This is a genomic window from Lentimicrobium sp. L6 (assembly GCF_013166655.1).
Lineage (GTDB): Bacteria > Bacteroidota > Bacteroidia > Bacteroidales > UBA12170 > UBA12170.
Genome location: NZ_JABKCA010000011.1, coordinates 15,473 through 31,274 on the forward strand (window position 1 = coordinate 15,473; position 15,802 = coordinate 31,274).

Below are 15,802 nucleotides of genomic sequence, written 5' to 3' on the forward strand. Positions count from 1 at the left end.
TATTTATACGGGCTTTTACTATTCTATATTTTGAAGAGATTTTCAATAATCTGTTAAATCCAAGTTACAGTATAGTCTCTTTTATCAGAGAATTTTAAAAATAAGTTAAAAGCGAAAGCATATCCCGTTTATTATCTCCATATTTGTATGATAAAATATAGTGATGCGATTTCTATACTTACTTTTCTTCCTCTTTTTAGCCCCCTGCCTTATAGCACAAAACATGCTTGTAGTTGAGAAACCGGGGACGGTAAATAATAAAATCTATTATGCAGGAAATAATATCGACCTCAAAACCATAGATGGTCTCAGAATCTCCGGCCCCATAAATGTCATTCGTGATAGTATGATGGTGGTTGATTTCGTTCATGAAGTTAAGATCAAGGATATTGAAATCATCTATAAACTTCGATATGGTCTCAATATCACAGGAAGTGCATTGATAAGTGGAGGAGCTTTATATTTGGGATTAGATTTGATTAATAATCAATCCATTGATGAACAAGGAATATGGGTAGCTTCTGGAGTCATTGTATCCGGAATCATCATGAAACTTTTTGCTAAGAAGAGAATGCGCTTGGAGGAGGGTAAATGGAGAGCTAAAATCCTAGTAGAGTGAGGCTGAAAAGTTTGGTTAAAGACCTGGGGCCTGGTTTAGTAGTTGCAGCTACTGGAGTTGGAGCGGGTGATTTAGTAGCTGCCTCTGTGGGCGGAGCTCATTTTTCTTATGTCATATTATGGAGTGCCTTATTAGGTGCTTTATTAAAATACGCACTAAACGAAGGTATTGCTCGCTGGCAATTGGCTTCCGGAAAATCTATGATTGAAGCCTGGAAATCCTATTTCCCTTCCTGGGTTTCCTATTATTTCTTATCATATTTAATCATTTGGTCTTTTATAGTTGGAGCGGCATTATCAGGTGCTTGCGGCTTAGCCGCTCATGCCATATTTCCTATTCTTTCAGTGGCCCAATGGGGAATTATTCATGCAGTTTTAGCCTTTGTTTTGGTTCTGTTTTTCCAATATAACTTCTTTGAACGCATCATGAAGGCGATGATAGCTTTGATGTTTATCATCGTAATATTGACCACCATTATCTCACAACCTAATTGGTCTTTGGTAATAAAAGGAACTTTTCTCCCAAGCATTCCTAAGGGATCCATTTGGTTAATTCTAGGAATCATTGGTGGAGTTGGAGGTTCTGTTACTTTACTTTCCTATGGATATTGGATTAAAGAGCGAGAGTGGAATAGTGTTTCCTTTTTGCCTAAAGTAAAGATAGACTTATCTGTTGCCTATATTTTAACCGGACTTTTTGGAATGGCCATTATGATTATTGCGGCCCAATTACAGCCCGAAGTGGTAAATGGAAACGGAATGGTGCTGTCATTAGCTGATAAAATAGGCGAAAATAGCGGTGAAGTGGGAAAATGGATCTTTTTATTGGGATTTTGGGGTGCTGTTTTTAGTTCTATGCTTGGGGTGTGGCAAGGGGTTCCATTTCTATTTGCCGACTATATGCGTACTCGTTCAAACTCAATGACTCATTCTTCTATTTCAAATATTGATTTGAGTAAAGACAATTCCTATAAATATTTCCTAGCATTTATTGCTTTACCTCCTCTAGTTCTTCTCTTTTTTCAGAAACCAGTATGGATTATCATTGCCTATGCCGTTACAGGTAGCATGTTTATGCCTTTTCTAGCTTTTACCTTATTCTGGCTCAATAATAGAAAAAATGAGGTCTTGAAGAATTCTATTTTTATTAATTTCTTACTTTTTATTGCCTTTGCTTTATTTAGTCTATTGATGGGAATGAAGCTTTGGGAGTTTGTTTAACACTAACAATCCCCTCTGACTTTCATTCGAACTCCACTCCCTAAAGATTTTAACTCTATGAACCAAAAGCACCTTATTTCCTATTTGTAATTCCACATAAAAAAAATTAACAAGGTAATTAAGATCCGAAACTAGCCTTTCTGTTAACTGTATATTCAACACTTTTATTGGGGGCGATATATTGTGAAAGTTCTGATCATTTGATAGTTTCTTTATTGATTGTTCTTACTGAATATGTTATTTAATTGACAAATAAATGAACGTTCATTCATATTTTGTAATATTGCCTTCTCAAATAGATAAGATGAACAAATTGATACCAAAACTTCAAAAGAGCAAGGACAAGAGAGTGGCATTATTGCAAGCTACCCTTCAGCTGATCAATCAAGGAGGAATACAAGAGGCTTCCATGTCGAAGGTAGCCAAACTGGCCAAGGTATCTCCTGGAACCATCTATCTTTATTTTGAGAACAAGCAGGATTTAGTGAATCAGTTATATTTGAGTATAAAAGCAGCATTTAGTAAAGAAGCATTTAAAGATTTTAAAGAGGATGATCCAGTAAAGGAGAGTTTCAGGAAAATCTGGTATCGTATTGCTGGTTTTAAAATCAAGCAAACTGAGGAGTCTTCTTTTTTAGATCAATGCGACAATACACCTATTTTAGATGAAAAAAGCAGGCAAGAAGGATTGAGGCATTTGCAACCGCTTCTCGATTTATGGAATCGTGGACAAGAGGAGGCTTTAATTAAAAAAATCTCTCCTTATTTATTGTACGCATTCACCATTTATCCTATGGCTTTTTTAATGAATACCAAAAACAGATCCCACTGTAAATTAAATGAACAAATTTTAGAAAAGGCTTTTGAAGCGGCTTGGGATAGCATTAAGCTTTAAAGCTTTTCTAACACATAAAAATGATAAAAATGGAATTGTTAGATAAATTAAACTGGAGATATGCTGCCAAAGCCATGAATGGTGAAAAAGTAGCACAAGAAAAAATCGATAATATTATTGAAGCCATCTCTTTGGCTCCTACATCAAGTGGATTGCAACCATTCGAGGTGTTTGTGATTACCAACCAAGAAATAAAAGAGAAAATCAAACCCGTAAGTTGGAATCAGTCAGTGATTACTGATTGTTCTCATTTATTAGTGTTTGCTGCTTGGGATACCTATACCGAGGATCGTATCAATAAGATGTTCGACTTAACCAATGAGGTACGTGGTTTCAAAAACCAAGGCTGGGAAGATTACCGTCAGTTGCTTTTGGGAGCTTATCCACAAAGAGATGCAGAGGTGAACTTCAATCATGCAGCTCGTCAGGCTTATATTGCTTTTTCACAAGCCATTGCAGCGGCTGCTTTTGAAGGAGTTGATGCAACACCTTTAGAAGGATTTGATCCTGTTGCTGTAGATGAAATTTTAAACCTAAAAGAAAAGGGATTAAGATCTTGTGTGATGCTTCCTCTAGGTTATCGTGATACCGAAAACGATTGGTTGGTGAATCTAAAAAAAGTAAGAAAAAGTAAAAATGACTTAGTGACTGTAATAGACTAATCTTTATTGGAATATACAAGTAAAGCCAGTTACTCTTAACCAGAATAGCTGGCTTTTTTGTAGTATATTATATTTTTACTAATCCACCATAAACTTAGCACTGCCAACCATATGGTTTTCGTCTCTAACAATAATCACACATATGGCTGTTGACGATTGGCTAATTTACAAGAGTTCCTCCTTTTTGCCATTGGCTAATTTTATTTGATAAACATCCTCTCCAGCCTAGTTACAACGGATCATTTGTAAACCTGCGAATACACATTGGGGGTTTTAAACACCTAATAGGCGAAATGATATAAGTCTATATTTACTATAGATATATAGGAGCTTCTCTACTTCTCTATCTTAAACTTAAAGCTAGTCAGGTTAGGGATATTTCTATCGCGAATATAAATATAGAATGGAGGATGTATATTTTCTGGAATAGGGACGGTGGTGTAATTCCAATAAAAGTTTCCTGCGGGTAGTTCCGAAGATTTATATGCCAATTTATGCTCCCACAGTTTTTCTTTATCATCTTCTCCTCTAATGATAAACATAAACCATTTCATATTAGCTAAAGATTGTTCATATCGAGTAATGTAAAATTCTAAGTATGCCTTCTCAGCTGATGAAACGGCATCATGATAGGCTATAGAAGTAATCATACCTGTTGTAGAATTTCTCGAACCACCATAATCGGCTCCATTTACTCGCCTCACTTCGTAGCCATTAATACTTCTTATTTCACCATCTACCCAGGTTTTGTATGTGAGTTCTCTATTGATTTCGTTGAGACTTTGTCCGAAAGACATCAAACCTAATCCTAAAAATAGGGCTATAAATGCTAATTTCTTCATGTTATAAATTGTTAATTGAGCCATATCAAAGATAATAAAAACAAAGAAGCGGCAAATTGACTATTTTTGCGAATTGTAAAAATGCATATTTCATGAAGAAGCTATTTAAAATCCTTACCTATGTTAAACCCTACTGGCCTTACGCTAGTTTGAATGTATTCTTTAATATCTTGGCGGTTATCTTTTCATTGGCTTCGTTTGCGGTGTTTATCCCCATACTAAATATGCTTTTTAAAATGCAGGATATTCCGGAGGAAGCTGTTCCTCTTGATATTTTCAACTTCGATTCCATCTCTGAGAATTTCAATTTCTATGCCGGACAACTGATTAAAATGCATGGTGAAATGGAAACTCTATTGTATATCGCATTTATTATTCTAGGACTATATTTCCTTAAAAATCTCTTTCGTTATTTGGCCATGTTCTTTTTGGCACCCATACGTAATGGTGTGGTGAGAGATCTAAGAAATGATATGTATAAAAAAGTACTGATCCTTCCCATCAGTTATTTTAGCGAAAAGAAAAAGGGGGATATTATCTCCAGAATGACTTCTGATGTTTTAGAGATAGAATGGTCTATTATGAGCTCTTTGGAATCGGTTTTTAGAGAACCCATTGCCATAATTGCTTCCATTGCAGTCTTGTTTTTTATGAGTCCAAGCTTAACTATTTTCGTGATGGTATTATTGCCCATTAGTGGCTTCTTGATTGGTCAAATTGGTAAAAGTCTGAAAAGAACCAGCGATAAAAGCCAGAAAAGTATGGGTTTTATATTGAGCGTAATTGAAGAAACCATTGGAGGCTTAAGAATTATCAAAGGCTTTACAGCCATCAATAGTACCGAAAAGAAGTTTCAAGCCATCAATCAAGATTATACCAAGTTGATGATTAAACTATATCGTAAACGAGATATGGCCTCTCCGCTAAGTGAATTTATGGGAGTAGGTGTGGTAGTTACCATTCTTTGGTATGGCGGTAGATTAATCCTAAGCGAAGATTCCACAATGGAAGCAGCAGAATTCCTTGTTTATTTAGGGATTTTCTCGCAGATTTTGAATCCAGCTAAAGCCATCACCACTGCTTTCTATAATATTCAAAAAGGTGCGGCCTCAGTGGAAAGAGTAGAAGGCGTATTAGATGCGCCTGAAATCATAGAAGAAAAGCCCCAAGCCATTGCTAAAAAAGAATTTATTGATACTATTGAATATAAAGACCTCAGCTTCTCCTATCAAAATCATGTAGAAGTCTTGAAAAAGATTAACTTGAAGATAGCAAAAGGAAAAACCATTGCGCTTGTTGGGGCATCAGGAGGAGGTAAATCAACATTAGCCGATCTATTACCACGTTTTTACGATCCTCAAGAAGGAAGTATTTCTATTGATGGAGTAGATATTAAAGACATTGTAATTGATGATGTGCGTGGTTTAATGGGTATCGTGACTCAAGAGTCTATTCTTTTTAATGATACTGTATTTAATAATATTGCTCTAGGAATTGAAGACAAGGTCACTTTAGAGGAGGTTAAAAACGCAGCCAAAATCGCCAATGCTCATGAGTTTATCGAGCAAATGGAGGAGGGCTACGATAGCATTATTGGTGATAGAGGACAAAAATTATCTGGTGGACAAAGACAGCGATTGAGTATTGCGAGAGCAGTTTTGAAAAACCCACCCATTATGATATTAGATGAGGCTACATCAGCACTCGACACTGAGTCAGAAAGACTCGTTCAACAAGCTTTGGAAAACCTTATGAAGAACAGAACTTCACTCATTATTGCACATCGCTTGTCGACTATTCAACATGCCGATGAGATTATTGTAGTAGATAAAGGTGAAATTGTAGAGCGAGGAATTCACGAAGAGCTCCTCAAAGAAAAAGGGATATATCATCGCTTGCATGATATGCAAGCATTTGCTTAAAGCCTAGGTTCGACGACCCCTAGCTTAAGCTAGGGGTCGTCGAACCTAGGCCAGCTATAAGCGAGCCTTTATAGCTTTAGTAGCTTCTTCAAAACCTGGTTTTCCCAGAAGAGCAAACATATTCTTTTTATAGGCTTCAACACCTGGTTGGTCGAATGGGTTTACATCTAAAATATAACCACTTAATCCACAGGCAAACTCATAGAAATAAATCAACTGGCCAATATTCTCTTCGTTTAATTCTGGGATACTGATTCTTAAATTGGGTACTCCACCATCAACGTGAGCAATGGCAGTTCCAAGTTCTGCATTATAATTCACCTCAGTAATGGTTTTTCCTTTTAGGTAATTTAAACCATCGAGGTCGGCAGCATCCAATGGGATCTCGAGCTTTCTTTTGCTCTTCTCCACACTAATTACTGTTTCAAAGAGATTTCTAATTCCCTCTTGGATATATTGGCCCATACTGTGTAAATCGGTAGTGTTACTCACTCCAGCTGGGAAGATTCCTTTGTTCTCTTTTCCTTCACTTTCGCCATATAATTGCTTCCACCACTCTGTCATATAATAAAGAGTAGGTTGGTAGTTCACCATGATTTCGGTGGTTTTTCCACTATTATAAAGTGCATTACGAGTGGCAGCATATAAGGCAACAGGATTGGTTTCTATGGCAGTGTTCTTCTCGTTGAACTCTTGCATCTCAACTGCTCCTTTAACTAGGGCGTGAATATCGAAGCCAGCAACAGCAATAGGTAATAATCCAACAGGAGTTAAAACAGAATATCTTCCTCCAACATCATCTGGCACCACATAGGTTTTATAACCTTCTTTATCAGCAAGGGTTTTTAAAGCACCTCTAGATTTATCTGTGATGGCGATAATTCTATCGGCGGCCTCTTCTTTACCATATTTAGTTTCAAGATGGTTTTTGATAATTCTAAAAGCCAATGCGGGTTCAGTGGTAGTTCCAGATTTGCTGATTACAGTCACTGCATAATCAAGTCCGTCCAAAGCTTCCATCAGGTCCACCATATAATCTTCGCTAATGTTTTGTCCAGCGTAGATTACTTGTGGTCTGTCAGATTTCACAAAACCTTTAAACTGATGTTGCAAAGCTTCAATAACAGCTCTAGCACCTAAATAACTTCCTCCAATTCCGATAACCACAAATACTTTTGCTTTTGCAGCCATTTTATCGGCATCGGCTTTAATCTCGTCTAAAAACTCAGTGCTAATAGAGGAAGGTAAATCTACCCAGCCCAAGAAATCATCACCTTTTCCTGTTTTATTTAAAAGGTTTTGGTGATTTTTGTTGATCACATCTTGAAAGGCATTGATGTCTTCTTTCTTTACAAAGTCTAATGCTCTGCTAATATCTAAGTTGATGTTTATCATGTTTTTATAAATTTTAATATCTAAATATGGTTGTTTGCAAATATCATAAATTTAGGAATACAAAAAAGAACCCTATTTAAAAAGTCATTGATTCTTAAAGAAAACGAGCATCCGAAAAGAATCAATGACTTTCAAAAAATTTTAAAAGAGACTATTTATTGATGACTATCTTATGTTGTACTGTATTTTTCTCATTTTTCAGCTCTAACATATAGCTTCCAGAGGCCAAGAGACTTAAATCTAATTCTAATTTTTGGCTACCAGGCTTTATTTTGTCAGTAATAACTTTACTTCCATTTAGAGTCCAAAGTATAACTTCGGTATCAGCTTCTAATGGCTTATTGATTTCAATATAAAGTCTGTTCTGCGCAGGGTTGGGATATATCGCTACATCCATAATAGAGACCTCAAAAATTCCAATGGGAATAATTTCAATAAGCATTTCAGAGGCTTCACTTAGTCCGCAAAGATTTTCAGCGACCACTGAAAGCATACCTGAATTGGCATCCTCTGGGAAGTCTATGGTAATTTCATTACTTCCTGTTCCGGCAATCAAAACCCAACTTGGATCCAAAGTCCAATTATAGGATTCAGCACCATCAAGAGTCTCCACAGAATAGGTTTCTGTGTCCATTCCCCAAATTTGATCTAGGCCTGTAATACTACTAAGTTCACTTAACACAGGATTAGAATTCAGTGCTTTTGAAGTTGCGGGGCTTAGTCCACACTCATTTTCTAAGACAACTGAAATATCGCCATCATTAGAACCAACGGTTACAGAAATCTGATGTGTAGCGCTAGTCCCAGCCCAGCCACTTGGCAAACTCCAATTATAGGAGACCCCGCTTTGCTCTTCCATGCTATATATTTCTGTTACTCCAGCACAAACTTCTTCTTCTCCCAATATTTCACTGGCTGGTATTGGCACCTGATTTACATCGACAGTCAAGCTATTTGAAGGACCATCTCCACAACCATTGGAAGGGGTGACTATGATTTCGCCACCATTATTTCCGATACTTGCTTCTATTTCGTTGTTTGCGCTTGTTCCATTCCATCCGTTAGGCAATTCCCATGAATATTCAATACCATCAACAAATTCAACAGAATAAGTTTCTGTTTCTCCAGCACATATTTCTTGAGCTCCACTTATGGAGCTAGGCTGAGCAGGAGTACTTGTAAGGACTCCTAGAGTGGCTGTTTGTGGCGTTCCTTCACCACAAAAATTACTTGGTGTTACTGATATTTCACCACCAGTATTTCCCACTGTAACGGTGATAGAATTGGTGTTGCTATTTCCTGTCCAACTACTTGGAAGCGACCATTCATAGCTATCTACTGATGGGTCGAATGGAACAGAATAGGTTTCTAAGAATCCTATACAAGCCATAATAACACCTTCGATAGGATCTGGCTGTGCTGGTCCTTCATTAGTTACTTCTAATGAAATGGATTGACTAGGGCCCGAACCACATTCATTATTCGGAATAACAGAAATATTTCCTCCATTACTACCAATGGTGACAGTAATTTCGTTACTTATACTTGTTCCTGTCCAGCCTGAAGGAATAGACCATGTATAATCCTCCACATTCTCATCTAGTTCAACCGTATATAGCTCTTGAGTTCCCTCACAAACTGATGGATTTCCATCTATGGCACTGACTTGAAATGGGATGGAAAATGATATAACATTTAATTGTCTCGGGGAACCATTTCCACATCCATTTACTGGAACAACTGAAACAACACCATCCTCTGTTCCAACTGAAACCGTAATTGAACTCGTGCTACTTGTTCCAGTCCACCCACTTGGCAAAGTCCAAATATATGAATCTGCATTTGGGTCATTAGTAATTGAATAAGTGATAGATTCTCCTTCACATGGAGTTTCGTCTCCACTAATAGCAGAAGGTTGCTCTGGTAGTGAGATAGCATCAACAGCCAAGGATCTTGAGGATCCATTTCCACAATCATTCATTGGGCTCACTATAATATCTCCTTCTGTACTTCCTGCGGTAACAGTGATTGAGTTGGTATTGCTATTTCCCGACCATCCACTTGGAAGGGTCCAAGTATAAGACAATACATTAGGATCGTTATCTACAGTGTAAGTTATAGAGTTTCCTTCACATGGAGAAGTTTCACCAGATATGATAGAAGGCTGAGCTGGTAATTCATTTACCTCAATAGCTAAAACTCTAACAGGACCACTACCACATTCATTCTCAGGTATAACAGAAATATTTCCTCCTGTAGAACCAACAACTACAGTTATTGCACTATTTGTGCTTGTCCCTGTCCAAGTACTTGGTAAAGTCCAATTATAAGTATCTGCATCAGGGTCATTAGTGACCGAATAAGTTTGACTAGTGCCTTGGCAAGGCTGAAGATTTCCAGCCATGCTGCTCGGTTGTTGAGGTAATGTATTATTGGTGAGCGTTGCAGCAGCAGACAAGGCAGACATTTGTCCATCTTTTTCTACTTTCCCTTTATACACCCCATTTACCAGATCTGGAAAAGTATAGAAGTTAGTATTAGCGGTGGCATTATCCAATACAGTACCTGAATTATCTGTAAGGTAGAAAGTTTGGTTTCCACTCAAGCTACTCGTCACTTTAATGGCTCCAGTATTACAATCTGGAATGGCAGAAACTGTAGCCACAGGAGTAGGTGCAGAACCCTCGATATTGATATGATCAACAAACCAATCGTCACCATCATCATTAGTCATTACAAAAGCAATATAAATCTCTTGCCCAGCATAGGCAGAAAGGTCAATTGTTTTTTCTGAATAGTTAACAGAAAAGGTGTCTTCACCCCAAGAGTTAAGAGTTGAAAAAGACGAAATATTGGTTTGAGATGTTGTGGAAACTTTAATATAATACATTGATCCATATTCTGCTTCGTATGCCTGCTTTTGGTAGAATGACATTTCAGCACCAGAGGATATAAGTATCTTAGGGCTGACCAACCAGTCTTCAGCTAGACCTTCTGTATTTTCCCAAACTATGTGAGCTGATTGACTACCACTATAGGCATCATCTGAGGATTGCCAATCTTGTACAGTTCCTAGCCCATTAATTCCTCTATAAGAATCCCAACAGTTTGGTGGGAAAGTTGATGACTCAAAATCCTCAGTAAATGGTAATCCTAGTACTCCGCAATCAGTGGTAAAAACTTCCTGCCCTCCATAAGCTGTTCCGTAACTGTTTATGGCATAGGCTCTAGTATAATATGTTGTTGCTGGTGATAAGCCTGATACTGAGGCAGTATAGTTGCCTGTTCCTGTATTGGCATTTACTATTTTGAAATCATTAGTAGTAGGGTTCGAGGAGGTGCTATAAACCACTCCTCTCTCCGAAATATTAGAGCTTCCTTGGTTAATCACATTACCTCCTAGCGTTGCAGTAGTTTGAGTAATATTAGTTGGAGTAGTTGTTTGTACAGAAGGAAGGTCTGTATTTTCCAGAACTAGTGGAGATTCCCATAAGCCTCTTCCATAGGAGGCCAGTCGGAGTTTGCTATCGGTAGCATCTCCGGCGTAATAAATCTCTAATTCTCCACATTGAACCTTGGGGAGGTTGGTATTATATTCCGTCCAATCGTTACTACCCTCTCTAAAATATACGCCAAGCTCTGTTCCAAGATAAAGGTGACTTGTTGAGCTTGCCTGTGTGTTTTGAACTATAGTATATGCTGGAATGGAAGGTAAACCATCAGAAATATTATTCCAAGTGCTTCCTCCATTTGTAGTTTCATATACCAAATTATTATTATATCCACTCAAGCTTACCCAAACGGTATTGGGATTATCAGCTTTTATGGCGATATAGGTAATATTGGAGCTGCTTGTTGGCAAATTAGATGTTACGTCAGTCCAAGAACCTCCTCCATTAGTAGTTTTCCATATTTCATTAGGATCTGAGACGAAAAGCACATCATTATCAGAAGAAGCAATGGCCATGGCACGAATTTTTGAGGAGGTATTCATAGTTGAAATCTTGGTCCAATTATCTCCCTTATTGGTGGTCTTCCAAATGTCAGTATAACCAGCAAAGAGCGTGTTATGATCTACAGGATCAATGACATAAGGCGTTACCCATGCGCCATCTCCAGCAGCAGAAGGCTCAATATCTGTACTTGAGGCCCAATGATTTGTGGTTCTTGTGATTTGCCCATTAACATATGTAGCATATTGTGTGTTTGAGGAAGTATAGTCGATAAGACATTCCATACCGTCGCCTCCTTTTACATCGTCCCAGAAATTACTAAAAAAGAGCTTTGAACCATTGTCTTGCAATCCTGTAATAGTTTCAGTGGCATTGGTTTGAGACACTCCCAGTTTATACATTTGGCTGATGATCATCCCATTAGTTTTGTCTGTCCAAGAAGTTCCGTTATTAGTAGACAGATAGATTCCTCCATCATTACATTCAAACAAATCACCATTATCTCTATATTTCAACATATGCTTGTCGGCATGCACAGCAGGAACGCCATCGCCCCACCAATGATTAACTATTGACCAAGAGGAACCTCCATTTGTAGATCTCCAAGTATTAATTCCTCCAACCAATATGGTGTTGGCATCATTTGGAGAAACAGCAATGGATAAATCGTACCATCCTTGTCCTTGAGAACCTCCACCATTGGAATCCCATCCCAATAGGTTTGAACTATTTCCACTAAACACTTCAGAAAAACTATTCCCGCTATTTGTTGATTTATAAATTCCATCTAGAGCACTACTTGAGTTGGCTATTATGGCATACACATAAGTTGGCTCGTCAACAGAAACAGCTAGCTCTATTCTGTTACCTTGAGATAATTCTTCACTCCAGTCGCCTCCTCCATTTGCACTGCGATAAATACTTCCTGAGGTGGTTGAACCATAAAGGGTATTAAAATCACCTGGTTTGTATTCCATATCGATGAATGAAATTGAGGTAAGTTGATTATCCCAAGTGGAGCCCCCATTCGTGGTTTTATAAACACCATTGCTGGTGGCTGCAATAATGGTTTGGTTATCACTTGGGTGTAATAATAAACGAGTTACCATATCACCATCGGATAAATTAAATTGTATTCCTGTAGTATTCCAAGTAAAACCTCCATTGGTGGATTTTAAAACTCCAATGCTTCTATTGTCCCATGCATCTCTATCTCCTGTGGCAATATATATGGTTTGGGAGCTGCTATAATCAGTTGGAATAACGATGTCAGAAACTCCCAATACATTATTTTCATCAGTTAGGCATGTCCAAGATGACCCATTATTTGTGGTTACCCATAGTCCACCAGCAGGTGCTCCAACCCAATAGGTACTATTATCTGTTGGATGAAATGCCACACAGTTTAATCTGCCCACTCCAGCATAACCTCCAGTTGAACTACTTGGTCCTAAATTCGTCCAATTTGCAGATTTATAATTTCTTTGCTCAGGATTTGTTTTGATAAACTCATCATAAACTTGTTGTGCTGTTTTACTTGGGAAAATTCCTGTACTCGGATTTACTTTGGCTTCCATTTGATAATACCAACGATAAAACTGTTTCCAACCAGGTGCTTTAACTTCTTTGCCATCCTCTATATAGTATCCTTTATTATTAACTTGGTAGGGCTCCCAATATTGATGGAATGCACTTTCGTAATCATATAAGGTCCATTCTTCTTTGGATTTATTCTGAGGCATATTTTGCAGCCAAGGCTGTGCCATTAACAATGTAGAACTAAATAAAATTAAAATGAGTAATATTTTCTTCATGATGATGCTTTTCGATGTTGTCAGTTTATTATAAAAAAACCTGTTGTGTGTTAATAGTGATGTGCCAAGTAGCAAAAATACCATTTCTGAATAAACAAAATCAATAAAAAATGCTGCCAGAAATCTGACAGCATGAACATATTATCTACTATTATTATGAAATTATAATATTTATGGAGTGTAAATTACATTTGTATTTCTATATCCAGCTCCATCACTATACCAATCAGGATAATTCGCTCCATCACTTTCTGCCCAATCACCAAAATAGTTATAAGCATCGATGATAGCTGATTTCTCAATTGGATAATCAAAACCGCTTGAAATATCGATAGCCCAAGGTAGATTATTAAAAGATTTATAATAATATCCTGCACTGGGAACGCTTTCATCTTGGCCTGTGCCAAACAAACTTAAATTCGCTAAGTCAGTAGGCTTATTGTTTTTCAAATGTACTTCTCTACTTCTATCACCGTTTATAAAAATAAATGGGTTGAAAGGTGTTTGCCCAAGGTTGATATCACTTATTGGATAGGCAAAGCTAATTAAGAAATCTATTTGCTGAGGCTCCACATAAATAGAACCAGGCCTTGTGTTTACTCCAGTTCCGCCACCTGGGTGTGGAAGTAAGTCAAAGCCATTGTCAAAGAAAACAACAACAGCATTAGATTGTCCTGTTTCTAGATTTCTTCCATCTAAATTGATAATGTTTTGTGTCATACTAAAGTCACCAGTAACTTCACTCACCATATCATTAGCAATAGGTAGCTCCATTCCAAATCCATTCTTGTAACTAGCACCAATTGCCATGACTTTTAAGCTCACATATATTTCAACTGCATTATCATTAGCATTGGTTACGGTATTAAAATTATAATCCACAACCAAATCGTTAAAGTCATAATCAGCTTTAAATGGCCATAAATCTTCAAAAGCTAAGGTGCCAAATGTGTTCTCATTAGGGTGGTAATTATTGAAAGCTCTTTCTGGATCATATGGATAATCATCAAACTCATCAATTACTCCATCTCCATCTGTATCTAGACTTCCTGGTCCTTCGCTACCTGGATTACAATATGTTTCAGGTATACTTGCTTCACAAAATGTTACACTTGGAGCAATGGTTCCATTATTAGTTTCTATTTCATTCTCATCGCAGTAATCTATGTTTCCAGAGATGCTTCCAGAGCTATTTATGGTGGTGTTTCCTGTTACTACTATTTTAGAATAAGAAGAACCATTACCAACAATATCATCATTAATCATCATGTGAACTACATCAATCAAAGCTTGGTCATACATTTGTAACTCCCCATTACTATTAAGAGTTAGAGTTCCATTGATATCCATATATGAGTAATTATATAAGGTGCTATTATTATTGAAGTTGCCAGCAACATTAGCTCTACAGTGATTTTCAAATATTGCATTGGAATTATTGGCTACATTTCCTGCGAAATTCATAATTCCTTCATTATAGGTGAAACTATTATTGTTATAGTGATTAGAGAATGCTATAATACCATAATTGTAAAATTGACCACCACTGTTGATGTTAGCTCCAGCTAAGGCTATATATCCCCAGTTTTTAAAAATACCATTAACATTAGGGCCAGCACTTACCATGAAAACATCACTATAATTTTCAATAACTAAATCGGAGCTGTTCATATTCAGCGAGTTTGAAATAAAAGCACCATCGTCATTTATAATAATGGTTCCGCCACCATTTATCCATTGTGAAGTTAAGGTTCCGCAAACTTTAAGAGTTCCACCATTCATGGTTAAACCTCCGGTAAAAGTAGCTCCATTTAAAATACAAATTGTTTCTCCGCTATTTATTGTTAGCGTTCCAGTTAGATGATCAGAAATAGTAGTAGTACAATCGCTGCAACCGGGACCGGTTACATTTCCTCTCATGCTATTTACCGATTTAGTATCTGTGAATATGTATTCTAATTTTTCACCATTAATATCCATTGTTACAGTTTCTATTACACCACTATTTGTTGTACGACGGATGTAAATAGTTTCTTGATAAGCGGGTAAGATTATTGTCGTTTGGAATTCTTGGTTTCTATTAGTAATCCCTGATTTAATGGCTTTACCATTCTCATTAGGGTTGGCATCAAAGAGTTCAATTTTTAGGGCTGGGAGACCAATATGGTCGCTCGCAATAATCTTTATATCTATAGTTTGGCTGGTTTTGAAATTAAATGTTTCGCTTACTAGCAAGTCCTCCATGGTTTTTTCAGGAATACATGGTGGGTCTTGTTCTAAGTCTTTAGAACAGGAAGAAAACCCCCAAACTAAAACAAATACTAAAAGTATAATTTTTAAGTCTTTCAGTAGTTTCATAGGTCTAATTTTAAATGTCACCGATAATATCAAGAATTATGCCAATAGCTTCGGTTTGTCAGGATTCATTTTTATGTTTCAGATATTCAGTATCTTTAAGTTCGTATGCTCAGTTTCTATGT

General features: G+C 37.1%; 9 protein-coding genes. 5 read left to right on the top strand and 4 right to left on the bottom strand.

All coding sequences use genetic code 11. The annotated features are described in order from the left end of the window. The first annotated feature begins 163 nt into the window (after positions 1-163). From HNS38_RS04195 to HNS38_RS04210, 4 genes are all read left to right on the top strand, one after another. Entirely contained in the window at positions 164-619 is a 456-nt protein-coding gene (locus HNS38_RS04195; protein WP_172284736.1) for a hypothetical protein, read from the top strand. Then, entirely contained in the window at positions 616-1,839 is a 1,224-nt protein-coding gene (locus tag HNS38_RS04200) for an Nramp family divalent metal transporter (RefSeq protein ID WP_172284735.1), read from the top strand. The genes HNS38_RS04195 and HNS38_RS04200 overlap by 4 nt, the downstream gene beginning before the upstream one ends. A gap of 304 nt (positions 1,840-2,143) precedes the next feature. After that, positions 2,144-2,734, top strand: a complete 591-nt coding sequence (locus tag HNS38_RS04205; protein ID WP_216663632.1) for a TetR/AcrR family transcriptional regulator — start codon at positions 2,144-2,146, stop codon at positions 2,732-2,734. Between the two features lie 29 nt (positions 2,735-2,763). Beyond that, the gene (locus tag HNS38_RS04210; protein ID WP_172284734.1) at positions 2,764-3,396 is read left to right on the top strand and encodes a nitroreductase family protein; all 633 of its coding nucleotides are present in this window, start codon (positions 2,764-2,766) and stop codon (positions 3,394-3,396) included. A gap of 335 nt (positions 3,397-3,731) precedes the next feature. Here HNS38_RS04210 and HNS38_RS04215 read toward each other — a convergent pair whose 3' ends face one another. Then, positions 3,732-4,238 (bottom strand): hypothetical protein, encoded by a 507-nt coding sequence (locus tag HNS38_RS04215; protein ID WP_172281066.1) that lies wholly within the window; start codon positions 4,236-4,238, stop codon positions 3,732-3,734. A 92-nt stretch (positions 4,239-4,330) separates the two neighbouring features. Between HNS38_RS04215 and HNS38_RS04220 the strand changes: the two genes are divergently transcribed. Continuing rightward, complete coding sequence (locus HNS38_RS04220) at positions 4,331-6,160, top strand: ABC transporter ATP-binding protein (protein WP_172281065.1); 1,830 nt, start codon at positions 4,331-4,333, stop codon at positions 6,158-6,160. Positions 6,161-6,214: 54 nt separating this feature from the next. Here HNS38_RS04220 and HNS38_RS04225 read toward each other — a convergent pair whose 3' ends face one another. The 3 genes from HNS38_RS04225 to HNS38_RS04235 form a co-directional block, all read right to left on the bottom strand. Beyond that, positions 6,215-7,555 (bottom strand): glucose-6-phosphate isomerase, encoded by a 1,341-nt coding sequence (locus HNS38_RS04225; protein ID WP_172281064.1) that lies wholly within the window; start codon positions 7,553-7,555, stop codon positions 6,215-6,217. Positions 7,556-7,706: 151 nt separating this feature from the next. Further along, complete coding sequence (locus tag HNS38_RS04230; RefSeq protein ID WP_172281062.1) at positions 7,707-13,322, bottom strand: T9SS-dependent choice-of-anchor J family protein; 5,616 nt, start codon at positions 13,320-13,322, stop codon at positions 7,707-7,709. A 171-nt stretch (positions 13,323-13,493) separates the two neighbouring features. Continuing rightward, the gene (locus HNS38_RS04235) at positions 13,494-15,680 is read right to left on the bottom strand and encodes an LruC domain-containing protein (RefSeq protein WP_172281060.1); all 2,187 of its coding nucleotides are present in this window, start codon (positions 15,678-15,680) and stop codon (positions 13,494-13,496) included. Positions 15,681-15,802: the final 122 nt, after the last annotated feature.